22 protein-coding genes are annotated in these 24,467 nt (G+C 59.4%); 3 read left to right on the forward strand and 19 right to left on the reverse strand.

The window, feature by feature from the left end; genetic code table 11:
- Positions 1-97: 97 nt before the first annotated feature.
- Together speD and AC3WK5_RS23080 are read right to left on the reverse strand one after the other, a co-directional pair.
- A complete protein-coding gene (gene speD, locus AC3WK5_RS23075; RefSeq protein ID WP_054594292.1) occupies positions 98-892 on the reverse strand; it encodes an adenosylmethionine decarboxylase in 795 nt (264 codons plus the stop codon).
- A 238-nt stretch (positions 893-1,130) separates the two neighbouring features.
- The gene (locus tag AC3WK5_RS23080) at positions 1,131-1,553 is read right to left on the reverse strand and encodes an OsmC family protein (protein WP_017138086.1); all 423 of its coding nucleotides are present in this window, start codon (positions 1,551-1,553) and stop codon (positions 1,131-1,133) included.
- 238 nt (positions 1,554-1,791) lie between these two features.
- Between AC3WK5_RS23080 and crp the strand changes: the two genes are divergently transcribed.
- A complete protein-coding gene (gene crp / locus AC3WK5_RS23085) occupies positions 1,792-2,436 on the forward strand; it encodes a cAMP-activated global transcriptional regulator CRP (RefSeq protein WP_054594293.1) in 645 nt (214 codons plus the stop codon).
- Here the strand turns inward: crp and AC3WK5_RS23090 are convergent.
- The 4 genes from AC3WK5_RS23090 to AC3WK5_RS23105 form a co-directional block, all read right to left on the reverse strand.
- Complete coding sequence (locus tag AC3WK5_RS23090) at positions 2,433-3,134, reverse strand: lipoate--protein ligase family protein (RefSeq protein WP_054598190.1); 702 nt, start codon at positions 3,132-3,134, stop codon at positions 2,433-2,435. The genes crp and AC3WK5_RS23090 overlap by 4 nt on opposite strands.
- Before the next feature lie 67 nt (positions 3,135-3,201).
- Positions 3,202-4,038, reverse strand: coding sequence for an indole-3-glycerol phosphate synthase TrpC (gene trpC, locus AC3WK5_RS23095; protein WP_054594294.1), 837 nt, complete (start codon positions 4,036-4,038; stop codon positions 3,202-3,204).
- Entirely contained in the window at positions 4,035-5,084 is a 1,050-nt protein-coding gene (gene trpD, locus AC3WK5_RS23100) for an anthranilate phosphoribosyltransferase (RefSeq protein WP_054594295.1), read from the reverse strand. Before trpD ends, trpC begins: the two co-directional genes overlap by 4 nt.
- A gap of 9 nt (positions 5,085-5,093) precedes the next feature.
- Positions 5,094-5,687: an aminodeoxychorismate/anthranilate synthase component II gene (locus AC3WK5_RS23105; protein ID WP_103319668.1), complete on the reverse strand. Its 594-nt coding sequence runs from the start codon at positions 5,685-5,687 to the stop codon at positions 5,094-5,096.
- Positions 5,688-6,087: 400 nt separating this feature from the next.
- Between AC3WK5_RS23105 and estP the strand changes: the two genes are divergently transcribed.
- Positions 6,088-7,998 carry an esterase EstP gene (gene estP / locus AC3WK5_RS23110; RefSeq protein ID WP_103319666.1) on the forward strand — a complete coding sequence of 637 codons (1,911 nt, stop codon included), beginning with the start codon at positions 6,088-6,090 and terminating at the stop codon, positions 7,996-7,998.
- A 176-nt stretch (positions 7,999-8,174) separates the two neighbouring features.
- Here estP and trpE read toward each other — a convergent pair whose 3' ends face one another.
- From trpE to AC3WK5_RS23160, 10 genes are all read right to left on the reverse strand, one after another.
- Positions 8,175-9,656, reverse strand: coding sequence for an anthranilate synthase component I (trpE, locus tag AC3WK5_RS23115; protein ID WP_103319664.1), 1,482 nt, complete (start codon positions 9,654-9,656; stop codon positions 8,175-8,177).
- Positions 9,657-9,726: 70 nt separating this feature from the next.
- A complete protein-coding gene (locus tag AC3WK5_RS23120) occupies positions 9,727-10,545 on the reverse strand; it encodes a phosphoglycolate phosphatase (protein WP_054594298.1) in 819 nt (272 codons plus the stop codon).
- Complete coding sequence (gene rpe, locus AC3WK5_RS23125; protein WP_019693907.1) at positions 10,542-11,216, reverse strand: ribulose-phosphate 3-epimerase; 675 nt, start codon at positions 11,214-11,216, stop codon at positions 10,542-10,544. The genes AC3WK5_RS23120 and rpe overlap by 4 nt, the downstream gene beginning before the upstream one ends.
- Positions 11,217-11,308: 92 nt before the next feature.
- Positions 11,309-12,457 carry an iron-containing alcohol dehydrogenase gene (locus AC3WK5_RS23130; RefSeq protein WP_103319662.1) on the reverse strand — a complete coding sequence of 383 codons (1,149 nt, stop codon included), beginning with the start codon at positions 12,455-12,457 and terminating at the stop codon, positions 11,309-11,311.
- Positions 12,458-12,667: 210 nt separating this feature from the next.
- Positions 12,668-13,492 (reverse strand): ABC transporter permease, encoded by an 825-nt coding sequence (locus AC3WK5_RS23135; RefSeq protein ID WP_103319659.1) that lies wholly within the window; start codon positions 13,490-13,492, stop codon positions 12,668-12,670.
- A gap of 13 nt (positions 13,493-13,505) precedes the next feature.
- Positions 13,506-14,753, reverse strand: a complete 1,248-nt coding sequence (locus AC3WK5_RS23140; RefSeq protein WP_054594301.1) for an ABC transporter permease — start codon at positions 14,751-14,753, stop codon at positions 13,506-13,508.
- Positions 14,754-14,979: 226 nt separating this feature from the next.
- Positions 14,980-16,020 (reverse strand): ABC transporter substrate-binding protein, encoded by a 1,041-nt coding sequence (locus tag AC3WK5_RS23145; protein ID WP_054594302.1) that lies wholly within the window; start codon positions 16,018-16,020, stop codon positions 14,980-14,982.
- A 47-nt stretch (positions 16,021-16,067) separates the two neighbouring features.
- A complete protein-coding gene (locus AC3WK5_RS23150; protein ID WP_054594303.1) occupies positions 16,068-17,192 on the reverse strand; it encodes an ABC transporter ATP-binding protein in 1,125 nt (374 codons plus the stop codon).
- 416 nt (positions 17,193-17,608) lie between these two features.
- Positions 17,609-18,238: a response regulator gene (locus tag AC3WK5_RS23155; protein WP_054598191.1), complete on the reverse strand. Its 630-nt coding sequence runs from the start codon at positions 18,236-18,238 to the stop codon at positions 17,609-17,611.
- Between the two features lie 83 nt (positions 18,239-18,321).
- Entirely contained in the window at positions 18,322-20,712 is a 2,391-nt protein-coding gene (locus AC3WK5_RS23160; RefSeq protein WP_103319656.1) for a PAS domain-containing sensor histidine kinase, read from the reverse strand.
- A 74-nt stretch (positions 20,713-20,786) separates the two neighbouring features.
- Between AC3WK5_RS23160 and AC3WK5_RS23165 the strand changes: the two genes are divergently transcribed.
- Positions 20,787-21,779 (forward strand): alpha/beta hydrolase family protein, encoded by a 993-nt coding sequence (locus AC3WK5_RS23165; protein WP_103319654.1) that lies wholly within the window; start codon positions 20,787-20,789, stop codon positions 21,777-21,779.
- Positions 21,780-21,971: 192 nt separating this feature from the next.
- On the opposite strand, the gene AC3WK5_RS23170 is transcribed toward AC3WK5_RS23165, so the two are convergent.
- The 3 genes from AC3WK5_RS23170 to AC3WK5_RS23180 are packed head-to-tail and all read right to left on the reverse strand — an operon-like array spanning position 21,972 to position 24,434.
- Positions 21,972-22,739 carry a TerB family tellurite resistance protein gene (locus tag AC3WK5_RS23170; protein WP_103319651.1) on the reverse strand — a complete coding sequence of 256 codons (768 nt, stop codon included), beginning with the start codon at positions 22,737-22,739 and terminating at the stop codon, positions 21,972-21,974.
- Position 22,740: 1 nt separating this feature from the next.
- Positions 22,741-23,412: an N-acetylmuramate alpha-1-phosphate uridylyltransferase MurU gene (gene murU, locus AC3WK5_RS23175; protein WP_103319649.1), complete on the reverse strand. Its 672-nt coding sequence runs from the start codon at positions 23,410-23,412 to the stop codon at positions 22,741-22,743.
- Entirely contained in the window at positions 23,409-24,434 is a 1,026-nt protein-coding gene (locus tag AC3WK5_RS23180; RefSeq protein ID WP_103319646.1) for an aminoglycoside phosphotransferase family protein, read from the reverse strand. The genes murU and AC3WK5_RS23180 overlap by 4 nt, the downstream gene beginning before the upstream one ends.
- Positions 24,435-24,467: the final 33 nt, after the last annotated feature.

The raw sequence follows: 24,467 nt of genomic DNA on the forward strand, positions 1-24,467 counted from the left end.
AAATACAAAACGCCCGATGCGGTGCATCGGGCGTTTTGAGGCTGAAACAGGTGTAAACCTATTTCAGGACTAGACACTTCGATCTTTATTTCAAAGATCAGCTCGACATGTTCCGTGCGTAGAAAATCTCGAGCATTTCGTGTTTCACCCGCTCAGTCACCTGAGCTCGTTGCTCAGAGGACAGGTTGCTGGTGGCGTCGCCGAACAGGTAGTTATCCAGTTCGAAGTTCTTCAGCAGCATTTTGGTGTGAAACAGGTTTTCCTGGTACACGTTCACGTCGGTCATCTGATACGCGTCGCGAGTGTCTTCGGAGAGGTAGTTCTGAATCGAGTTGATCTCGTGATCGATAAAGTGCTTCTTGCCTTCGATGTCACGGGTGAAGCCGCGCACGCGGTAATCCACGGTCACGATATCCGAATCGAACTGGTGAATCAGGAAGTTGAGCGCCTTAAGCGGTGAAATGACGCCACAAGTCGACACATCAATATCCACACGGAACGTTGCGATACCGTCCACCGGATGGATTTCCGGGTAGGTGTGCACCGTGATGTGGCTCTTGTCGAGGTGGGCCAGGATGATTTCGGGCAACGGGCCCGGCGACTCTTCGATCTGACTGTCGGTCGGGGTCACCGGCTCTTCAGAGATCAGAATCGTGACGCTGGCGCCCTGGGGTTCATAGTCCTGACTGGCGATGTTCAGGATATTGGCACCAATGATATCGACAACTTCTGTGAGGATCTGCGTCAGGCGCTTGGCGTTGTACTCTTTATTGATGTACTCAACGTAAGCCTGCTGGTCTTGCGGAGTTTCCGCATAGCAGATGTCATAGATGTTGAAGCTCAAGGTCTTTGTCAGGTTATTGAACCCATGGAGCTTGAGTTTGCTTTTCACCGTTTAAAAACTCTCTATGTATGCGGCCCGGCCGCGTGATCAAGCATGCCCGTCAGATGCGAACGACGCACCAGCGTAGGACGGTTAACACCTCTTCGCGATGGCGATTTTGGTTGTCTGTTCGGGTGTGTGATCTGTCGGCTGACCGATCACGGCCCTGAAAAAAGTGGCGCATTATGCAGACCTGGGCCAATGATCGCCAGAGTCTGCACTGCATTTATGATAGTTGAATGTCGAATCAACCGAGTTCGATGATTTCGTAGTCGTGGGTGATGGCGACACCCGCCGCACCGAGCATGATCGACGCCGAGCAATACTTCTCCGCCGACAGTTCGATGGCGCGTTTGACCTGAGCTTCTTTCAGTGCCCGGCCCTTGACCACGAAGTGCATGTGAATTTTGGTGAAGACCTTGGGATCTTCAGTCGCACGCTCGGCTTCGAGGAAGGCTTCGCAGCTCTCCACAGCCTGGCGGGACTTCTTCAGGATGCTGACCACGTCGAAATTGCTGCAACCGCCCACACCGAGCAGGAGCATTTCCATCGGACGGACACCCAGGTTCCGACCGCCAGCATCAGGCGGACCGTCCATGACCACCACGTGACCGCTACCGGACTCACCGAGGAACATGGCTTCGCCAGCCCATTGGATGCGTGCCTTCATCGCCAAGACTCCACTGTTAAAAAAGGGTCGCCAGCTTAGCACAGGGCCTTCGGTTGACAGCGACTGGCATCAGCGCAAGCAACACACTTACAGTATTGATAAATTATCGAATAACGACGGAATGTGTCTGTTAAGCTGGCGCCAATTTCATGGCACTTAGCCTGCTGTTTTTTTCGGCCGTCATCAGCGATTCATAAAAAATCCATAACACACCGTGCAGTCTTTTCGGGATACAACCATGGTTGCTATTACCCCAACACCCAAAATCAAGAACCTCGACAAGTTATTGATGCATTGCCAGCGCCGTCGCTATCAGGCCAAGAGCAATATCATTTGCGCTGGCGATCGTTCGGATACGCTGTTTTTCATCATCAAGGGCTCGGTCACCATTCTCATCGAGGACGACGATGGTCGGGAAATGATCATCGCCTACCTCAATGCCGGGGACTTCTTCGGTGAGCTGGGTCTGTTCGAACAAGCCGGGCAAGAACAGGAACGCAGCGCCTGGGTTCGCGCCAAGGTCGAATGCGAAGTGGCCGAGATCAGCTACTGCAAGTTCCGCGAGCTGTCCCAGCAAGACCCGGACATTCTCTATGTGCTCAGCGGCCAGATTGCCCAGCGCCTGCGCAATACCACACGCAAGGTCGGCGACCTGGCGTTCTTCGACGTCACCGGGCGGGTTGCGCGCTGCTTGCTGGAGCTGTGCAAACAGCCTGACGCCATGACGCACCCGGACGGCATGCAGATCAAGGTTACCCGTCAGGAAATCGGCCGGATCGTCGGTTGCTCGCGGGAAATGGTCGGGCGCGTGCTCAAGGATCTGGAAGAGCGCAATCTGGTCAACGTCAAAGGCAAGACCATGGTGGTATTCGGTACCCGCTAAGCCGACATCACCTCGGCGAGCATTTGCCGATACAAGGTGTCCAGCCGCGCGATGGCATCCGGGGCGGCGAATTGTTCATGCAGGGCGATATGGCTCTGCGCGCGAACCCGCTGCTCCAGACTGCACGCCTCGTTAAAACGGTTCACCGCCTCAACCATCGACTCCCGCTCGTCGTCCAGCAACAGCGCACCATGCACCAAACCCACCGGACGCTGACCACCCTTGCTCTGGCGCCAGCGCTGAGCGGTGCCGACCATTTTGCGGCCATCGAGATTGACGTTGAAACGCCCATCACAGAAAGCGCCCTCGACTTCACCCAATGAAGGCTTGCCACCGAGTTCCGTCAGCAGCGCACAAATCGGATCACACAGACGCCGATAAGCGGTTTCGATCCTACCGTGGTCACCTTCGCTGCGCGGCGGTGCATACACCAGCGCGATATTGACCGTCGCAACCGACTGCGGCACCGGTTCACCGCCGGTTTCACGCAACAAAACCGGCCAACCGTGTGCCGCCGACGCTTGGCAAGCGGCCTCAAACCCCGGCAGACGGCTCAAGCGCCGGGGCATGACCAGCGCTCGATCGCTCGGCTGCCAGAACAGCAAACCAAACTCCTGGTCGCCGGCACAGACCGTCGCCAACAAATCCTGCTCGGCACGCAGACCGGCTTCGACAGTCAAGGCAATAGGGTGAGTCATGGCAGTGCGAATCCTTTGCGGTGGATACAAAAAAGCCGGCAACGCCGGCTTCTTCATTGAATCAGGTTCAGTCGAGTGTAGAACTGCTGACCGCCACGCCACGCTCTGGAAAGAACAAGCGTTGCAGTTCAGTGCCCGGGTTCTCGGCGCGCATGAATGCTTCACCGACCAGGAACGAATACACCTCGCTGATTTCCATCAGCTCGACATCGGCGCGATTGAGGATGCCACTTTCAGTAATGACCAGGCGATCGCGCGGGATGCGCGGCAGCAGATCGAGCGTGGTTTCCAGGCTGACATCAAAGGTGTGCAGATTGCGATTGTTCACGCCGACCAGCGGAGTATCGAGAACCTTCAAGGCCCGCTCCAGCTCATCACCGTCATGGACTTCGACCAGCACGTCGAGGCCAACACCTTTAGCGACGGCTGCCAGTTCGGCCATTTTCACGTCATCCAGCGCGGAAACGATCAACAGCACGCAATCAGCGCCCAGCGCACGGGCTTCGACGATCTGATAAGGATCGATCATGAAGTCCTTGCGGATCACCGGCAGCTTGCACGCCGCACGCGCCTGCTGCAGATAAATGTCGGCGCCCTGGAAGAAATCGACATCGGTCAGCACCGAGAGGCAGGTTGCCCCGCCCTTCTCGTAGTCCCTGGCGATTTCGGCCGGCACGAAGTTCTCGCGAATCACGCCCTTGCTCGGCGAAGCCTTCTTGATTTCAGCAATCACCGCCGGTTGTTTGAGCTTGGCCTGGGCAATCAGCGCCTTGGCAAAACCACGCGGAGCATCGGCCACCCTGGCCAGTGCTTCCAGCTCGGCAAGCGTTACGCGAGCGCTGCGCTCAGCCACTTCCTCGACTTTGCGGGCGAGGATCTTCTCCAGAACCGTCGGTACACTCATGCCTCATTCTCCACTCTGAATACCGCGGTAAACGCACCCAATTCTTCAAGCTTTTCACGCGCAAGGCCGGTATGCAGCGCGTCATGAGCCAGGGCAACGCCCTCTTTCAGGCTGACCGCATGATCAGCGGCGTACAACGCAGCACCGGCATTGAGCACAATCATTTCTGCAGCTTTCTGACCGTTCTCGGTTTTGCGCCGCCCCAAGGCATCGCGAATCAGTTCGAGCGAAGCCGCCGGGCTTTCCACCGCCAGGCCGTGCAGGCTCTGACTCTTCATGCCCAAGTCTTCAGGCTCGACCCAATACTCGCTGATCTGGTCATTCTTCAATTCAGCAACAAAGGTTGGCGCCGCCAGACTGAACTCGTCCAGGCCATCCTTCGAATGCACCACCAGCACATGTTTGCTGCCCATGCGCTGTAAGACTTCGGCTAACGGTCGGCACAACGCCTGACTGAACACACCTACCACCTGATGTTTCACGCCGGCCGGATTCGTAAGCGGGCCGAGCATGTTGAACAGTGTACGCAGGCCGAGATCGCGGCGCGGGCCGGCAGCGTGTTTCATCGCACCATGATGCGATTGGGCGAACATGAAGCCGATGCCGACGTTGTCGATGCAACGCGCCACTTGAACCGGCGTCAGGTTCAGGTAAATCCCCGCCGCTTCCAGCAAGTCGGCACTGCCGCTTTTACCCGATACCGCTCGGTTACCGTGCTTGGCCACGGTGCAACCCGCCGCCGCCACCACAAACGAGGAAGCCGTCGAGACGTTGAAGATGTTTGCACCATCACCGCCGGTGCCGACTACATCGACAACACCGTCGAGGGTTTTCAGCTCGACCTTGTCCGCCAGTTCACGCATGACCGAAACGGCGCCGACGATCTCGTCGATGCTCTCGCTTTTCATGCGCATGGCCATCATGAACGCGCCAATCTGTGCGTCTGTGCATTGCCCGGTCATGATTTCGCGCATCACATCGCGCATTTCATCAGTGCTCAGGTCCAGATGGCCGACGATACGGCTCAGGGCAGTCTTGATATCCATGGAAAGTCCTTAGCGCGTGCCGCCGGTTTGTTTGAGGAAGTTGGCGAACAGCTCATGGCCCTGTTCGGTCAGGATCGACTCAGGATGAAATTGCACCCCTTCGATGTTCAATGTCTTGTGACGCAGGCCCATGATTTCATCGATCGAGCCGTCTTCGAGCTGAGTCCAGGCGGTCAGTTCCAGGCAATCGGGCAAGGTTTCACGCTTCACAATCAGCGAGTGATAGCGGGTGACCGTCAGCGGACGGTTCAGACCTTCGAACACGCCCTTGTCCTCATGGAATACCGGGCTAGTCTTACCATGCATAACCTGGCGGGCGCGCACTACATCACCACCGAACGCTTGGCCGATGGATTGATGGCCCAGGCAAACGCCAAGAATCGGCAGTTTGCCGGCGAAATACTTGATGGCTTCGATGGACACGCCGGCTTCGGTCGGGGTGCATGGACCGGGGGACACGACGATGCGCTCAGGCTTGAGTGCTTCGATTTCGGCGATGGTCAGCTCATCGTTGCGCACAACCTTGACCTCGGAGCCTAGCTCACCAAGGTACTGCACAACGTTGTAGGTAAAAGAGTCGTAGTTATCGATCATCAGCAACATGGTTTGAAACCTCTTGAATTCACTGACTTTTGAGACGGCCTTCGAATGATTTACCCGCAGTCTTGCAACGCTCGGTCAGTTGCTGGAATGGAACCGGCAAAAGCGGCATTTCATACGGGTAAAGAAGGCAAACAGGCACAGGTCCGGCCGGGCCGGCAGAGAAAGTTCAGGCGCGCCAACGCCAACGGGCGTGGGCCTTGATGACTTGATCCAAGAGTTTGCTGACGATCAACACGGGGAAGGTCTCATTCATACGTTCCCGCACAGTAACTTAGCTGAGCAGAGGGTGCAATATGGCGCAGAGCAAGCAATCGATGCAGCCTTTAGCCATAGCTAAAACGCGAAAGTTTTTGGTACTGTCGTTCCGTTCACTACAACAATAAAATAAATGGACTTGCTCATGATCAAACAGACGATGTTTGTACCGCTCGCCAGTTGTGTTCTTGCAATGGCCTGCGCCCAGGCGATTGCGGCCCCCGCGCCCTATACGAAATTCATTGTCTTTGGCGACAGCCTGAACGACGCCGGGCAATTTACCGATACAGGCGGCCCCGCAGGCGCAACCGAGCGGTTCACCAACCGCGTCGGACCGACCTACAAGGATGGCAACGGCGAGGTTCGCGCCGCCAACTCGACGCAGTTACTGGGGGGGAAACTGGGGTTTTCACCCGATCAAACGGCCGCTTCGACCTCGGCGGTCCGCGCCAGTGAAGGCCTGCCAGACGGTAACAACTGGGCGGTAGGTGGATACCGTACCGATCAGATCCTCGACTCGATCACCACCACTTCGGACACCGGTGAGCGCAGTCGGCCCGGTTATCTGCCGAGCAACAACTTTCGCGCTGACCCGAACGCGCTCTATTACCTCTCCGGTGGCGGCAATGACTTCCTCCAGGGCCGGGTAACGAGTCTTGATCAGGCCAATGCCGCAGCCGATCGGCTGGTCAGCAGTGTGCAAACGCTGCAACAGGCCGGCGCCAAATACATCATGGTCTGGCTACTGCCAGATATCGGGCTGACCCCGGCGATCAATGGCAGCCCGTTGCAGGCCTTTACCTCCCAGCTCAGCGCCCAGTTCAACACTGAACTGGTCAGCCAGTTGCAGCACGTCAATGCCGAAGTCATCCCGTTGAATATTCCGGTGCTGCTCAAAGAGACCTTCGCCAACCCGGCGCAATTTGGCCTGGCCACCGACCAGAACCTCACCGCAACCTGCTTCAGCGGTGACAGCTGTACGGAAAATGCCCGGTACGGGATCAACAGCGCCACGCCGGACCCGACCAAGCTGATCTACAACGACTCGGTGCACCCGACCGAAACCGGGCAACGCCTGATCGCCGATTACGCGTATTCCATACTGGCAGCCCCCTGGGAACTGACACTGTTACCGGAAATGGCCCACGCCACCCTGCGCGCGCATCAGGATGAACTGCGCAACCAATGGCAATCCGACTGGGAGAACTGGCAAAACATCGGTCAGTGGCGTGCGATTGTCGCCGGTGGCGGTCAGCACCTGAATTTTGATGATCAACGCAGTGCAGCCAGTGCAGATGGCAACGGCTACAACTTGAACATTGGCGGTAGCTACCGTCTCGACGAGGCCTGGCGTGTTGGCGTGGCTGCCGGCTTCTATCGTCAGAAGCTGGAAGCGGGCAACGACAATTCGCAGTACAAACTCAACACGTACATGGGAACGGCGTTCGCTCAATATCAGCAAAATCGCTGGTGGGCTGACGCGGCAATGACGGCTGGGCATCTGGACTACGACAGTCTCAAACGCAAGTTCGACCTGGGCGTCAACGAACGCGGTGAGAAAGGCAATACCAACGGCACTGTGCTGGCCATCACCGGTCGCCTGGGTTACGACATTGCGCAGCAGGCAAGCAGCCCGTGGCACTTGTCGCCATTCATCAGCGCCGACTACGCCAAGGTGCAAGTCGATGGTTACTCGGAGAACGGCAACGACTCCACGGCACTGACCTTCGGAGACCAGAAGCGCACCTCGAAACGCCTAGGCGTCGGTTTACAGGGCAAGTACCAAATCACCCCGCAGACTCAGGTGTTCGGCGAGTTCGCCCACGAACGCGAATATAAGGACGACACCCAGGACCTGACCATGAACCTCAACAGCCTGCCCGACAACCATTTCACCCTGCAGGGCTACACCCCGCAAACCAACCTGAACCGCCTGAACCTGGGCGTCAGCCAGAAGTTGACTCCAGACCTGGCGCTACGGGCCAGCTACAACATTCGCAAGGATGACGACTTCACCCAACAAGGCATCAACGTGGGTGTCAGCCTGGACTTCTAAACCGCAGGCCATAAAAAACGCTGCCTCCTCACGGGGGCAGCGTTATTTTGGGCGCTCTCTGATGTGACGAGCGAGCTTGCTTCGCGCTCGGCTGCGAAGCAGTCGCCATAAAGGGGCCTGCTACGCAGGCCAGCGGGAGCAAGCTCCCTCGCCACAACAAGCTCCTTCGTTACAGCTCAGTCTTGCGGGGTTTGCTCGGCCAGGGCCACGGCGCGGAACATCGCGCGGCGCTTGTTCAGGGTTTCTTCCCATTCGAGCGCAGGCACCGAATCAGCCACGATGCCACCACCGGCCTGCACATGCAGTTCGCCGTTCTTGATCACCGCAGTGCGGATTGCAATCGCGGTGTCCATGTTGCCGTTCCAGGCGAAGTAACCGACCGCGCCACCATAGACGCCACGCTTGACCGGTTCCAGTTCGTCGATGATTTCCATTGCGCGAATCTTCGGCGCACCCGACAACGTACCTGCCGGCAGAATCGCCCGCAGTGCGTCCATCGCGGTCAGGCCGGCTTTCAACTGGCCGGTGACGTTGGAGACGATGTGCATCACGTTGGAATAACGCTCGATGACCATTTTCTCGGTGAGTTTCACCGAACCAATTTCCGACACGCGACCGGTGTCGTTGCGGCCGAGGTCAATCAGCATCAGGTGCTCGGCGATTTCCTTGTCGTCCGACAGCAGGTCTTCTTCAAGCGCCCGGTCGGCTTCCTCGTTGGCACCGCGCGGGCGGGTGCCGGCAATCGGGCGCACGGTGATCAGGTTGTCTTCGACCCGCACCAGCACTTCCGGCGAACTGCCAACGACATGGAAGTCGCCAAAGTTGAAGAAGTACATATACGGCGTCGGGTTGAAGCAGCGCAACGCCCGGTACAGATCGATCGGTGCGGCCTTGAAGTCGATGGACATCCGTTGCGATGGCACCACCTGCATGCAGTCACCGGCGAGGATGTACTCCTTGATGGTGTCCACCGCCCGCTCGTAATCGTCTTGGGTGAAACTGGAACGGAACACCGGATCAGCCGCTTGTTGCTTGCTGAAGTCCAGGCCGCGACGTGGAGTGATCGGCTGACGGAGTTTTTCCAGCAGCTCTTCCAGACGCGCCTGACCTTGCTCGAAGGCGTTGTCCTGCGACGGGTCGGCCAGCACGATGGCGTGCATCTTGCCGGCCAGGTTGTCGAACACCACCACCGCATCGGAGACCATCAGCAAAATGTCCGGCACGCCCAGCGGATCCGGGTTCGGGCACTTGCCCAGACGCTTCTCCACGTAACGCACGCAGTCATAACCGAAGTAGCCCACCAGCCCGCCGTTGAAGCGAGGCAGTCCGGCAATGGTCGGCACGTTGTAGCGCGCCTTGAACGCTTCGACGAAAGCCAGCGGGTCTTCAACTTCGTGGCTTTCCACCTCGGCGCCATCGACGGTCACGCTGACGTGGTGATCATGCACCCGCAGCACCGTACGGCACGGCAGCCCGATGATCGAGTAACGGCCCCATTTCTCGCCGCCCTGCACCGACTCCAGAAGATAGGAGTTGGGCTCGTCGGCCAGTTTCAGGTAGATCGACAACGGCGTGTCGAAGTCGGCAAGGGTTTCACAGGCAAGCGGGATGCGGTTGTAGCCGGCAGCGGCCAAACGCAGGAATTCTTCGCGGATCATGAGGTGCCTCGTGGCGTGAGGGTCTAACAGTCAGGTGTGCAAACGCGCCGGATAGCCGGCCAGGATCGAGTCAGGCGCGCCAACGCCAGCGGGCCAGGGCCTTGATGACTTTCATCCAGAGTTTGCGAGTGACCACCACGATGGAGTTTCCAGGAGGGGATTGAACAGCGTCGGCCAACGTTATCTCAGCGGCTGGATCCAGGCAACCGGGAATTAGCTTGCGCAGATCGTCAATCACCAGCGCCGGAGACTCTTCGGCAATCGGCCGGCCATGGTTATAGCCATAGCTCAGGGCTACGCACTTCACGCCGGCCGCCTTGGCCGCGAGCACGTCGCTGCGCGAGTCACCGACAAACAACGATTGCGAGGCCGGAATATTGGCCATCTTCATCACGAAAAACAGCGCCGCCGGGTCAGGCTTTTTCTGCGGCAGGGTGTCGCCGCCGATGATCCAGCGGAAGTAGCGGCCGATTTTCAGCTGATCCAGCAAGGGTGCAACGAAGCGCTCCGGCTTGTTGGTGATCAGCGCCATTTCGACGCCCTGCTTGTGCAGCCACTTCAGGGTGTCGCGTACGCCAGGGTAGACCACCGTCAGTTCATGGCCGTCCGCGTAGGCTTCCATGAAGATCTCCAGCGCATGCTCGGCCTCGACATCATCGACACTCGCGTGATCGATATTGCCCGCCAGTGCACGACGGACCAGCACCGGCGCACCGTTGCCCACCCATTCGCGCACCGCGTCGAGACCTGCCGGGGCACGCCCGAGTTTGAGCAGCATGTTATCCACAGCCACTGCGAGGTCCGGCACCGAATCGATCAACGTGCCATCCAGATCGAACATCACCAGCCGCGGCAGACGCCCCGGGAACAACTGCTCAAAACCACTCATGGGCGAGCCAGCGCCAGTTCGGAGCGCATCTTTTCAATCACTTCCTGGTAGTTCGGCGCATTGAAGATGGCCGAACCGGCGACGAAGGTGTCAGCGCCAGCGGCGGCGATTTCACGGATGTTGTTCACATTCACGCCACCGTCGATTTCCAGACGAATGTCACGGCCCGAGGCATCGATCAGCGCGCGCGCTTCACGCAACTTGTCGAGAGTGCCGGGAATGAACTTCTGCCCGCCGAAGCCCGGGTTGACGCTCATCAGCAGGATCATGTCGACCTTGTCCATAACGTACTTGAGCACGTCCAGCGGGGTCGCCGGGTTGAACACCAGGCCCGCCTTGCAACCGCCTTCGCGGATCATTTGCAGGGAACGGTCGACATGCAGCGTGGCTTCCGGGTGGAAGGTGATGTAGGTCGCGCCGGCGTCGATGAAGTCGCCAATGATGCGGTCTACCGGGCTGACCATCAGGTGCGCGTCGATGGGCGCGGTGATGCCGTATTTGCGCAATGCCGAACAAACCATCGGCCCGATGGTCAGGTTTGGCACGTAGTGGTTGTCCATGACATCAAAGTGAACGATGTCGGCGCCAGCGGCCAGAACGTTGTCTACTTCCTCGCCCAGACGGGCGAAATCAGCGGAGAGAATCGACGGAGCAATAGCGAAGGGCTGCATGACGCACCTTTTTTGAGCAGAATCACGATGGCGCGCATTGTATACCTCATGCTTTGACGCGCGCACCGTGACCGCGATGATTGGGTCTGGTCCTAGTAGGCCGCTCGATAGATCTTCTCGATATCGGCGGTGCTCAATTTACGCGGGTTGTTGCGCATCAATCGCTCTATTCCTGCGGCCTCCACAGCCATCGCCGGGATTGCATCTTCTGGTATGCCGAGGCTGTGCAGGCCTTGGGGGATTTCCACTGCGGCACAGAGTCGCGCCATGGCCTCGACCGCTTTATCTGCCGCCTCTTCAGCGCTCAACTGCGCCGTTTTCACCCCAAGCGCCTCGGCGATATCCTGCATACGCTCGATGCACGCCATTTTGTTCCAGGCCATGACATACGGAAGCAGCAAGGCGTTGCTGACACCGTGCGTCACGTTGAAACGTCCGCCCAGCGGATACGCCAAGGCATGCACCGCGCCGACCCCGGCGTTGCCGAACGCCATGCCGGCCATCAGGCTGGCGGTGGCCATGTCTTCACGGGCCTGCAGGTTCGAAGGATTGGTGTAGGCCTTGGGCAATGCCTTGATGATCAGCTTGATAGCGCCGATGGCCAGTGCATCGGTGATCGGCGAGGCGTTGAGCGACAGGTAGGACTCGACAGCGTGCACCAGCGCATCGACGCCACTGGCGGCCGTCACGCTGCGCGGGCACGTCAGGGTCATTTGCGGGCTGACCAGCGCCACGTCCGGCAACAGATAATCACTGATGATGCCTTTCTTCAACTGCGCGACCCTGTCGGACAGTATCGCCACGTTGGTGACTTCCGAACCGGTGCCGGCGGTGGTCGGAATCGCAATCAGCGGTGGGCCTTTGCGCGGCACCTGATCGATACCAAACAAGTCTTCGAGCGCGCCGTGGTAACCGGCATAGGCTGCAACACTTTTGGCGATGTCGATGGCGCTGCCGCCGCCGAGTCCGATCAGGCCGTCATGCCCGCCTTCGCGGTAGACGCGCATGCAGTCTTCAACGATGGCGATTTCCGGGTCGGGCAACACCCGATCGAAAATCTCGTAAGTACGTCCATCCAATTGCGCCAGCGCCAGCTCCACCGTGCCTGACTTGACCAGCGCGGCATCGGTGACAATCAGTGGGTTGTCGACATCCAGACGGGTCAGCTCGGCGGCCAACTGCTCAATGGCGCCAGCACCGGTGAGCAGTTTGTGAGCAATTTTGAAAGAGGAAATACTCATGTGCGCAGCCTCTTATGAATAGGGGAGCTGGGCACAATAGTAGCTGGGGATTGGGGTTTGTCTGTTATTCAATCAGTGAATAATCAGATGTTTCTGTAGGAGCAAGGCTTGCCCGCGATGAACGATAACGCGGTTCATCAGGTACACCGAGGTGCCTGCATCGCGAGCAAGCTATGCTCCTACGAGATCAAACGCTACCAGAGACTGGCATCAGACCTGTGCGGTACGCAGTTTCTCGCTGCGGCCACGCAGCCATTCCAGGGTCAGCAGCAGGAACACCGAGAAGGCGATCAGCAGTGTTGCCGCGGCGGCGATGGTCGGGCTGAGGTTTTCGCGGATGCCGCTGAACATCTGCCGTGGCAATGTCGCCTGTTGAGGGCCGGCAAGGAACAACGTGACGACCACCTCATCGAACGACGTCGCGAAGGCAAACAGCGCCCCGGAAATCACCCCCGGTGCAATCAACGGCAAGGTCACGCGGCGGAACGCCGTGAGTGGCGAAGCCCCCAGGCTGGCGGCAGCACGCACCAGGTTCTGGTTAAAGCCTTGCAATGTCGCCGACACGGTAATGATCACGAACGGCACACCCAGCACCGCATGCACGACGATCAGCGAGATAAAGCTGTTGCCGAATCCCAGCGGCGCGAAGGCCAGGTAGCTGGCCACCCCGATGATCACCACCGGCACGACCATCGGCGAGATCACCAGCGCCATCACCAGCGCCTTGCCGGGGAAATCGCCACGGGTCAGGCCAATCGCCGCCAGCGTGCCGAAGACCATCGCCAGTACCGTCGCCGCCGGGGCGACGATCATGCTGTTCTTCAGCGAACGCATCCATTCGGCCGAGGCGAAAAAGTCCTGGTACCAGTGCAGCGAGAAACCTTGCAACGGGTAGACCAGAAAACTCCCTGAGTTGAACGACAGCGGGATGATCACCAGCACCGGCAGAATAAGGAACAACAGGATCAGCCCGCAGAGAATGCGCAAGCTGTAGAACCACACCCGCTCAATGGGCGACACATAAGGACTCAGCATTTCGATTCTCCCCTTAGCTCAAGCGCAGGCGGCTTGCGCCTACCAGCCAGCTGTAAATCAGATAGAGCACGACAGTCGCCAACAGCAGCAGCCCTCCGAGTGCGGTCGCCATACCCCAGTTGATGCTGGTGTTGGTGTAGAAGGCGACGAAGTAACTGACCATCTGATCGTTCGGGCTGCCGAGCAGCGCCGGGGTGATGTAGTAACCAATCGCCAGGATGAACACCAACAGGCAACCAGCGCCGACACCGGCATAAGTCTGCGGGAAATACACCCGCCAGAAGCTGGCGAACGGATGGCAACCCAGGGAAATCGCCGCACGCATGTAGGTTGGCGAGATGCCTTTCATCACGCTGTAGATCGGCAGAATCATGAACGGCAGCAGGATGTGCACCATCGAGATGTAAACCCCGGTGCGGTTGAACACCAGTGCCAGCGGCTTATCGATGATGCCCATCGCCATCAACGCGCTGTTGATCAGCCCGCCCGATTGCAACAAGACAATCCACGCCGCCACCCGCACCAGAATCGAGGTCCAGAACGGCAACAGCACCAGAATCATCAGCAGGTTGCTTTGACGTGACGGCAGGTTGGCCAGCAGATACGCCAACGGATAGGCCAGCACCAGGCAGATCGCGGTAATGACCAGGCCCATCCAGAAGGTCCGGGCAAAAATCTCGAGGTAGATCGCCTGATCAGGGGTCGCCGGGGCAATTTCGCCGAGGTCGTCGATCCGGTGGTCGACCGCTGCCAGCAAGTAATACGGCGTGATGCTGCTGGTGTTACGGCGTACCGCTTGCCAGTAGGCCGGGTCGCCCCAACGCTCATCCAGCGCTTCGAGTGCATCTTTATAGGAGGCCGGTTCAGTTTTGAACGGCAGCGCTCGCGCGGTTTTGGTCAGCAGGCTGCGATAGCCGGCCAACTCCATATTCAGTCGCTTGGACAGATCGCCCAGGCTTTGATTCTTGCGGGCCTCAAGAAGGTCTTCGCTGGCAGCCTTGAAGACCGGATCCGCCGGCAAGCCTCGGCCATCCCAGGTCGCAATGGCAGCCACGGTGCGCGGCATCCCGCCGACCACTTCCGGGTTACTGACACTTTTGTAGAGCAGCGCCACGATCGGCACCAGAAACACCAACAACAGAAACAGCACCAACGGCGCGATCAGGGCCTGGGCCTTCCAGCGGTTGACCCGTTCGGCATGCGCAAGGCGCTGCTTCAAGGTGCGATTGGTGCCCTCGTTCAGGGGAACGGCGATGGCCATGGCGAACTCCGAAATTCTTCGATCAATCGTTAATGTGGGAGCGGACTTATGTGGCGAGGGAGCTTGCCCCCGTTGGGTCGCGAAGCGGCCCTGAAATCTGCAATCAAGGTGCATCAGCTACACCGCATGCAATGGTTTTACGACTGCTTCGCAGCCGAACGGGGGCAAGCCCCCTCACCACAAGTCCACTCCCACAGGTGGGCGAACCCACCATCGCAGGTTGTGGTTACTTCGCAGCCCACGAGTTGAAGCGCTGTTCCAGTTGCTCACCGTTGTCAGCCCAGAAGCTGACGTCGATCTGCACCTGGTTGGCGATGTTTTCCGGGGTGGTCGGCATGTCTTTCAGAATCTCTTTGGACAACAGCGGTACGGCTTGGGTATTGGCCGGGCCGTAGGCGATGTTTTCCGAGTAGGTTTTCTGCTGTTGCGGCATGACCGAGTACGCGATGAATTTCTTCGCGGCGGCGGCGCGGGTTTTATCCAGGCCTTTTGGAATCGCCCAGGCATCGAAGTCGTAGATGCCGCCGTTCCATACCACTTTCAGGTTGCTTTCTTTCTGCACGGCAGCGATCCGGCCGTTATAGGCCGAGCTCATGACCACGTCGCCGGAAGCCAGGTACTGCGGCGGCTGAGCGCCGGCTTCCCACCATTGGATGCTTGGCTTGAGCTCATCGAGTTTCTTGAAGGCGCGGTCCTGACCGTCCTTGCTGGCCAGCACTTTGTAGACATCTTTCGGCGCAACGCCATCGGCCATCAAGGCGAATTCCAGGGTGTACTTGGCGCCTTTACGCAGGCCGCGTTTGCCCGGGAATTTCTTGGTATCCCAGAAATCCACCCAACTGGTCGGAGCGCTTGCCAGTTTGTCGGCGTTGTAGGCCAACACGGTCGACCACACGAAGAAGCCCACGCCGCATGGCTGGATGGCGCCCTTCACGTAGTCTTCGGACTTGCCGAACAGTGCCGGGTCAAGCGGCTCGAACATGTCTTCGTCACAACCACGGGACAGTTCTGGCGATTCAACCTCTACCAGATCCCAGGACACGCTCTTGGTGTCGACCATGGCCTTGACCTTGGCCATCTCACCGTTGTATTCACCGGCGACAATCTTGCCGTTGCCCGCGGCTTCCCACGGTGCGTAGAAGGCCTTGACCTGCGCCGCCTTGTTCGCGCCGCCAAACGACACCACGGTCAGGTCGGGGCCGGCCATTGCATGGGCCGCGCCCATCATGCCAAGTGCCAGTGCTGTGAGTTTCAGGGATCTCAACATTTATTGTTCTCTCCACGTGCGGGTTGGTGTTGGTGAAGCGGGGGCGATCAGTTCGCCTCTAGAAGTGGGTCGAGCGCGCGAACGTGTTCGACCTGCCAGCCAAGCGGTACCACGTCTCCGACCGCCAGCGCCGGATCGAGCTCGGCGATTGGCTGTTTCACGAAGAAGTCGGTCTTGCCGCAGACTTCCAGGCGAACACGGACGTGGTCGCCCAGATAGATGAATTCCGCCACCCTTCCCGAGAAGCGGTTGACGCACGATTCGCTGGAACCGTTAAGGCTCACGCGCTCCGGACGAATGGACAGCGTCACTGGCTCGCCGGTCTTGCCGACATTCACCGCCAGCGCCTCGACCTTTTCACCACGCCCCAGCTCAACCACGCAGCGGTCGCCAGTGTGGCTGTGCAAACGGCCGTTGAGACGGTTGTTCTCGCCAATGAAGTTGGCGACGAAGGTATTTTTCGGCTTTTCATAGAGTTCGCGCGGTGGCGCGATCTGCTGGATTTCGCCTTGATGGAAGACCGCCACGCGATCGGACATGGTCAGGGCTTCACCCTGGTCGTGGGTCACGTAGACCACGGTCACGCCGAGGCGCTGGTGCAGGTGCTTGATCTCCATCTGCATGTGTTCACGCAGCTGTTTATCCAGTGCACCCAGCGGTTCGTCCATCAGCACCAGTTGCGGCTCGAACACCAGCGCCCGGGCCAAGGCCACACGCTGTTGCTGACCACCGGAAAGCTGCGCCGGATAACGCTGGGCGAACGCGTCGAGCTGAACCATGCTCAGCACGCGCTTGACCCGGTCACTGACGTCACTTTTGTTCAGACCACGAACGGTCAGCGGGAACGCGAGGTTCTCGGCCACGGTCATGTGCGGGAACAAGGCATAGTTCTGGAACACCATGCCGATGTCGCGTTTGTGCGGCGGCACGTTGTTGATCGCACGTCCGGCCAGCAGGATTTCGCCGGCGGTCGGCGTTTCGAAACCGGCGAGCATCATCAGACTGGTGGTCTTGCCGGAGCCGGACGGCCCGAGCAAGGTGAGGAATTCGCCTTTGCGAATCTCCAGGTTGAGGTCTTTGACGATCAGGTTCTCGCCGTCGTAGCTCTTTTGCACTCCACGAAAGCTGACCAGAACATCATTCGCTCCAGCGCTTGAATCGACCTCGCTCATACCTGCACCTTTGTATTCTTTATATGTAGGACTGCTGAGGACTAAGCCTAGTGGAGCCTGCAGACCGCGCAAATCGGGGTGCAGGAGAGAATCGCCTCAGCCGGATGGAAGGTTGGGTGTAGGGATTGCCCTACAAGGATGGCGGGATTGGGTATGTCGATAAACGATAGTGGCCAGCATCAGGCTGCAAGCCACAAAAGCCGCTGGGGTCGGGCTTTTCATCATGTCGCAAATGGACATGCCAACACGTTCCTGTAGCAGCTGGCGAAGCCTGCGTTCGGCTGCGCAGCAGTCGTAATCCGGTTAACGCGATCTGCCTGAAAGAAAGCGGTTGCAGAATTTGCGACGGCTTCGCCGCCGAACGCAGGCTTCGCCAGCTGCTACGAGTGTGTGGTGGACGCAGATCAGGGGTGGTGTCAGAGGAGCTTGTGCTCCATCGCGTACTTCACCAGTTCGGCGAGGGAGGTGATGTTGAGTTTCTGCATCAGCCGCGCCTTGTGGGTGCTGATGGTTTTGCTGCTCAACGCCAGTTGCTGGGCGATCTCATTGACGTTGGCACCCTGGGCCAGGCGCTCGAACACCGAAAACTCGCGCTCCGAGAGCAATGAATGCAGCGGCCGCGAATCCGTCAGGCCGACCTCGAAGACCATTCGGTCTGCCAGCTCCGGATCGATGTAACGCCCGCCTGCCGCGACCTTGCGAATCGCCGTCAGCAGCAACGCCGGATCGCTGTCCTTGGTGGCATAACCGGCAGCGCCGACCTTCAGTGCACGAGCCGCCATTTGCGCCTCGTCGTGCATCGACAGCACCAGGATCGCCGGTGGATTGTTCAGTGCGCGAATCCGCGGAATCGCCTCCAGCCCGTTAACCCCGGGCATGGAGATATCCAGCAACACCACCTCGCAGGGAATGTGGCGCAAGGTCTCGAGCAGTTGCTCGCCATTGCTCGCCTCCCCCACCACCAGCAAATCCTTGGCAAGGCCGATCAACTGTTTGATGCCTTCACGGACGATGGTGTGGTCTTCGGCTACCAGTACACGGATCACGCTTTTCTCCTCATTGATGGGTTGAGCGCCGTTAAAGATCGCAGCCTGCGGCAACTCCTACAGAGGGACGCCCCGATCTTTCATCAATCCAGCGGCACACATACGCACAGGGTCGTGCCCTCGCCCGGCTCACTCTCCAGCGACAACTGGCCGCCCATGATCAGCACCCGCTCACGCATGCCGACCACCCCGAAGGAAGTCGGCCTGCCTTCGGGGGCGACAAAGCCTACGCCATCATCGCTGACCGTCAGGCACAACTCGTCGCCTTCCTGCACCAGTGTCAGTTCAACAGTATGCGCCTGCGCATGGCGCATGACATTGGTCAGCGCCTCCTGAAGAATCCGGAACAGACCGATAGCCTTGGCATCGCTGAGGGTCGGCAGGTTATCCGGCACTTGCACCAGACACGGGATCTGCGTGCGCGCTTCGAAACGCCGGGCCTGCCACTCGATGGCAGACGCGATCCCGGCATCGAGAATCGGCGGGCGCAAGGCCGTGGCCACGTCCCGTACCAGCTGGAACAGTTGGGCGATCAGGCGTTTCATGCTGTTGAGACGCTCACTCAAGCCCGGATCGAGTTCGGCGTAGGCCAATTCGCACATCGAGGTTTCCAGCTTCAGCACCGTCAGCATCTGACCCAACTCATCGTGGACTTCACGGGCAATCCGGGCCTTTTCCTCTTCCCGCACGCTTTCCAGGTGCGCAGACAGTTCACGCAATTGCTCGCGGGAGCTGGCCAGCTCCAGCTCGATGCGTTTGCTCTCGCTGATGTCCCAGACAATCCCGTCCCAGACGAATGCGCCATCGTCGAGCCGACGCGTGATGGCCTTGATCTCGGCCCAACGCTGCTCGCCCTGGCGAGTGAGAATCCGGCCTTGCCACGACCAGTCACTGTCGGTGTCCAATGCGTGATCCTGGGTCTGGTGATAACTCGCCTTGTCATCCGGATGCACCAGACTGCGCAGGCCCATGTCGCGACGGCTCAAGGTTGCCGGTGAATAGCCCACCAGGCTTTCGCTGCCCTCGCTGATGTAGGCAAAGTCGATTTGCCCGGTCACCGGCGCCCGTTCCAGGCGAAAAACCAGGCCCGGCACGTTGGCGGCAATCCCCTGTAACCGGGCTTCGCTTTCCTGCAGGGCGGCCAGAGCCCGACGGCGCTCGGTAACGTCGTTGAGGTAAACAACCAGATACTCGCTGTCGCGAAACCGCAGGAAACTCAACGACACGTCGGCCGGCAAAATGCTGCCATCGGCGCGCACGCAGTTGGTTTCGAAACTTTGTGGCGCGTCTTCACTGGCCCGGGCACTCTTCCACAGGCTCAACCAACGGTCCATGTGCAACCCGGGCTCGAAGTCGATCAGTGGCCGATCAATGACGCCACCCGGCGCATAACCGAGCATCGCCTCCGCCGCACGGTTGGCGTAACGCACATGACTGTCCCAATTGACCCAGAGGATCCCGACCGTGCTTTGATCAATCGAAAACTGCGTCAGGCGCAACGCTTCTTCGCTGGCCTCGCGCAGGGCAATGTCTTCGCGGGCCGCCAGTAAACGCTGCTCAAGGGTATGTTGCTGACGGCGCTGCCACAGCACGATGGCCATGCTGCCGAGGAACAACACAGCCAACAACAGGCAAAGGTTTTGCCAGAACCCCGGCGACTCGGTCAGGCGCGGGTATTTGGGTTGCAGCCAGCTCGCGTGCAACTGCTCAAGATCCTTGGCGGGAATCGCATGCAAGGCGCTTTCGACGATGCCGGCCAACTCCGGCCAGTCGCGGCGGGTCGCCACCCGTAGCAATTGCGGCAGGCCAATATCGCCGACCACCACCAACCCGGAGAATTCGGGTTCGATCGACAAACGGCTGAGTTGGGCTTCATCAACGACGGCGTAGCGGGCCTGTTGAGCCAGCAGCAGTTGCAGTGCCTCACGCTCCGTCGGCACGCCTTGCAAGTTGAGATTGCCGTATGTGTTGCGTAGATAGTCGGCAATCGCACTCGGCATGCGTACAGCGACCCGCGAAAGGCTGTCGAGTTTTTCCAATTCGATGGCACCGGCACCCTTCTGTTCGCCAACCACCAGTTGCGGCACACGCATGTACGGGTCGCTGAATTGCCATAGACGCAAGCCGGCGGGGGTTTGGGTCATACCCGGCGCGAGGTCGACTTCACCTTCGCGCACGGCTTCTTCCAGTTGCGCCACATCAGGAAAGTGGCGCCACGAGAACTCGATATTCAGCGAGCGGGCCAGCCACTGCATCAGTTCGATATTGGCTCCGGACAACCGCTGCAAGCGCCGGTCGTACTGTGCAAAAGGTGCTTGCAGCACCGCACCCACGCGCAGTTCGCTGTGCTCAGCGAGCCACTGGCGCTGCTCGACGCTCAACGGCGCACCATGCGCAGGCAACGCCGGTGCCGCCCATGCCATCAAGGGAAGCCAGCAACAGCCGATAACCAACAGGCAGCGAAAACGCATCATCCGAAGTCTCACACACTGACAAATACTGACCAACCCATTAGGCTGCCGGGATTACTTCTGGCCTGGAATATCCGATGCCCCCTGTCTACCGCTTGGCACTGCCAGCATTGTGCCTGTTGCTGATACTGCCTTGTGCCTTTTCAGCTCAGGCTGCCGCCCCGGCATCCGCTACCGCGGAAAAACCCGCCGAAGCAAAACCGGCCGAACGCCAGCCTCTGCCAGAGCGTAGCCAGGAAGAAGCCGTCGCTCTCGAACGAACGGTTCCCGCGCAAGAGCAACAGTCGTTGCAGGCCGGCAGTGACAGCTTTCTCGCGCTGTGGAAACCGGCCAATACCAGCACCCCAAAAGGTGCGGTGATTATCATCCCCGGCGCTGGAGAAACCGCTGATTGGCCTCAAGCGATCAGTCCCTTGCGGCAAAAACTACCGGATGCCGACTGGGGCAGCCTGAGTCTTACTCTGCCAGACCTGCAAAGCAATGCCCCGCAAGCGCGCGTCGTCAACGTCGCACCCGCGCCGGCCAAACCCGAGACCGGCAGCAAAGACGCCAGCACTGCGGCCCCCATCGAGCAAGTGGCCGGCGGTGAAGGAGATATCGCCGATCGCGCGGTTGCCGAGACCAGCGAAGAGCAAGCCAAGGCTGACGCCGAGCGGATCTACGCACGGATCGACGCAGCCATTGCGTTCGCCGAACAACAAAATGCTCGCAGCATCGTCTTGCTCGGTCACGGTACGGGGGCTTATTGGGCCGCGCGCTACCTGAGCGAAAAACAACCGTCGCAAGTCGCGAAATTCGTGATGGTCGCCGCGCAGACACCCGTGACAGTGAAACCCGGACTGGCGGAGTTGACCACCACCTTGAAGCTGGCGACCTTCGACATCTACTACAAGGACAAGGCGCTGGTGCAGAGCGCTGCCCTAGAGCGTTTGCAGGCCAGCAAACGCCTGAAGGCCTCGACGTTCAATCAGCTGGCGCTCAAGACTTTGCCGGGTAACAGCGCTGCCGAGCAGGAACAATTGTTCCGGCGTGTGCGCGGCTGGTTGAATCCGCAGAACACCGGGAGTTGATCGGTGGATACAGCGAAGTCCCCGTAAACCAATGTGGCGAGGGGGCTTGCCCCCGTTCGGCTGCGCAGCAGTCGCCAATCATGTGCATGCGGTGCCCCTGAGAGAGCGTGGCAGTCGGTTTTAGGGCCGCTTCGCTGCCCAGCGGGGCGATGCGGCGTTCCGACAAGCCCCCTCGCCACAGGTTTGTGCCAATTACCGAAAACCCCGCCGCTCGCGTATCAACTTATAGGCGTTATGCAACTCGCGAGTCTTGTCAGTCGCTTCGCGCACCTGGGAAGGTGTCGCCCCCGTGCCGGCAATCTTGTCCGGGTGATGGCGACTGAGCAGGCGTCGATACGCACGCTTTATTTGCGACGGCTCACTGGTGGCAGATACCCCGAGCAGCCGCAACGCCTCCTGATATGCCGCCGCGCTGTTAACCAGAGTCTTCTTTTGTGGCTCGTAATCGCTGGCCAGGGCCTGCACCTGCTCCGGCGTCCAGCCCAGCCACTTGCCCCACTGCAAAATCAGCTCAAGCTCCGCGCTTCCGGCACGCCCGTCGGCCCAGACCATCCGCCAACAGGCGCGCAACACACCTTCGGCGGCATGCGGCTGCGCGCTTAAACGGCGCAGGTAGCTGCGCAAGTGATCATGCCCCGACTTGCCACGGTTGAACGCCGCGATTGCACGTTTCTGCGCCGATTCGCTCATGTCCAGCGAACGCATTTCCTGACGCGCCTGGTGGATATGACCATCCACCACCCGGCCATCGCTCTTGGCCAGGCGTCCCAGCAATACAAACAGTAATTCATCGTTACGCAACATCGGCCGACCGCCGAGTCGCTCACGCAACTGCCCGAGGCTTTGCACCTGCAAGCGCCGATCCAGCGCCTGCCCCAACAATGCACCGAGTATGGCCCCCGGAATGCTGGCTATCGCAAAGCCCGCTCCGGCTCCGATCAGAGTCCCTGGCCACAACATATCAGTAGCTCGCTTCTATCAAGTGTTCGACCTGCGCCAGACGCTCATGCGTGCCGACATCGATCCAGTGCCCACGCAGTTGCTCGCCACTCACCTGCCCTTGCGCCATGGCGTCGCGCAACAACGGAGCCAGTTTGAAGGCGCCGTCCACGCACGCCGCGAAGAGCTTCGGATGCAGCACCGCGATGCCACTGTAGGTGAGCGTTTGCGTACCTGGCTGGCCGTCCCGCACTTGACCATCGACCAGACTGAAATCGCCGCTCGGGTGATGGTCCGGGTTGTCGACCAGTACCAGATGGGCCAGGCCCGCCATCGGCTGACGCAATGCCGTGAAGTCGTAATCGGTCCAGATATCACCGTTGACCACCACAAAGGCCTCATCACCGAGGAGCGGCAAGGCACGGAAGATCCCGCCGCCCGTCTCCAGCGGTTCACCTTCCGGCGAGTACTGGATGCTCAGGCCATAGCGCGATCCATCGCCCAGGTAATCTTCGATCTGCTGTCCCAGCCAGGCGTGATTGATCACCACCTCGCTGAAACCTGCCGCCGCCAGCGCTCGCAGGTGGTACTCGATCAGCGGCACCCCGCCAACGCGCACCAGCGGCTTGGGTGTGGTCAGGGTCAGCGGACGCATGCGCTCGCCTTTACCGGCCGCCAGAATCATTGCCTTCATGCAGTCACTCCGACCGACTGGCGCAGACTGGCCAGCAACACATCCAGTTCCACCAGTTCAGGGCGACGGGCGATCACTGCCTCTATATAAGCAAAGAAGCGCGGCACGTCGCCGAGGTAGCGCGGCTTGCCGTCGCGATGGCAGATGCGGGCGAAAATGCCGATCACCTTCAGGTGACGCTGCACACCCATCAGGTCGCTGGCGCGCAGGAAGTCTTCGAAATCAGGCTGAACCGGAATACCGAGAGCCCCCGCTTGCTGCCAGTAGTTCGCCAGCCAAGCACACACACGCTCCTCGGGCCAGCTGAGGAAGGCGTCCTTGAACAGGCACGTCACGTCATAAGTCACCGGCCCGTACACCGCGTCCTGGAAATCCAGCACGCCGGGGTTAGGCTCGCTGAGCATCAGGTTACGTGGCATGTAGTCGCGATGCACCAGCACTTTCGGTTGGGCCAGGGCACTGTCGATCAGCTTGTCGCTGACTTGTTGCCAGAGCATTTGCTGCGCCGAATCGAACTCGATGCCCAACTCGCGCTTTACATACCACTCGGGGAACAGTTCCAGTTCGCGGCGCAACAGTGCCACGTCATAGCTGGGCAGTGGCGCATCCATCGGCAACTGCTGAAAAGCCAGCAACGCTTGCAAGGCATCCTTGAACAAATCGTCGGCATTTTCGTTGTCGATCACGTCCAGATAGGTCTTGTTGCCCAGGTCATTGAGTAAAAGAAAACCGCGTTCAAGATCTTGTGCGTAGATTTTTGGCACGTTAATTCCGGATTTCGCCAGTAAAAAGGCGATATCCACGAACGGTTTGCAGTTTTCCTGGGGCGGTGGAGCATCCATCACGACGAAGCTGCGGCCGGCGCCTTCCCAACGGAAGTAACGGCGGAAACTCGCGTCGCTGCTGGCCGCGGTCAATGTGGCCGGGGGTACGGCCCCCCAACTTTGTGCGGCAAACAGCGTTGCCAATTGCTCATCGAGCCAAACTTTCAGGTGTTGCAAGCGTACATCTTGGTCAGGCATTACAAGGGTCTCCGACGGCGCTAGCCGTCAAGC

This window comes from Pseudomonas sp. FW306-02-D09B (genome assembly GCF_058782685.1).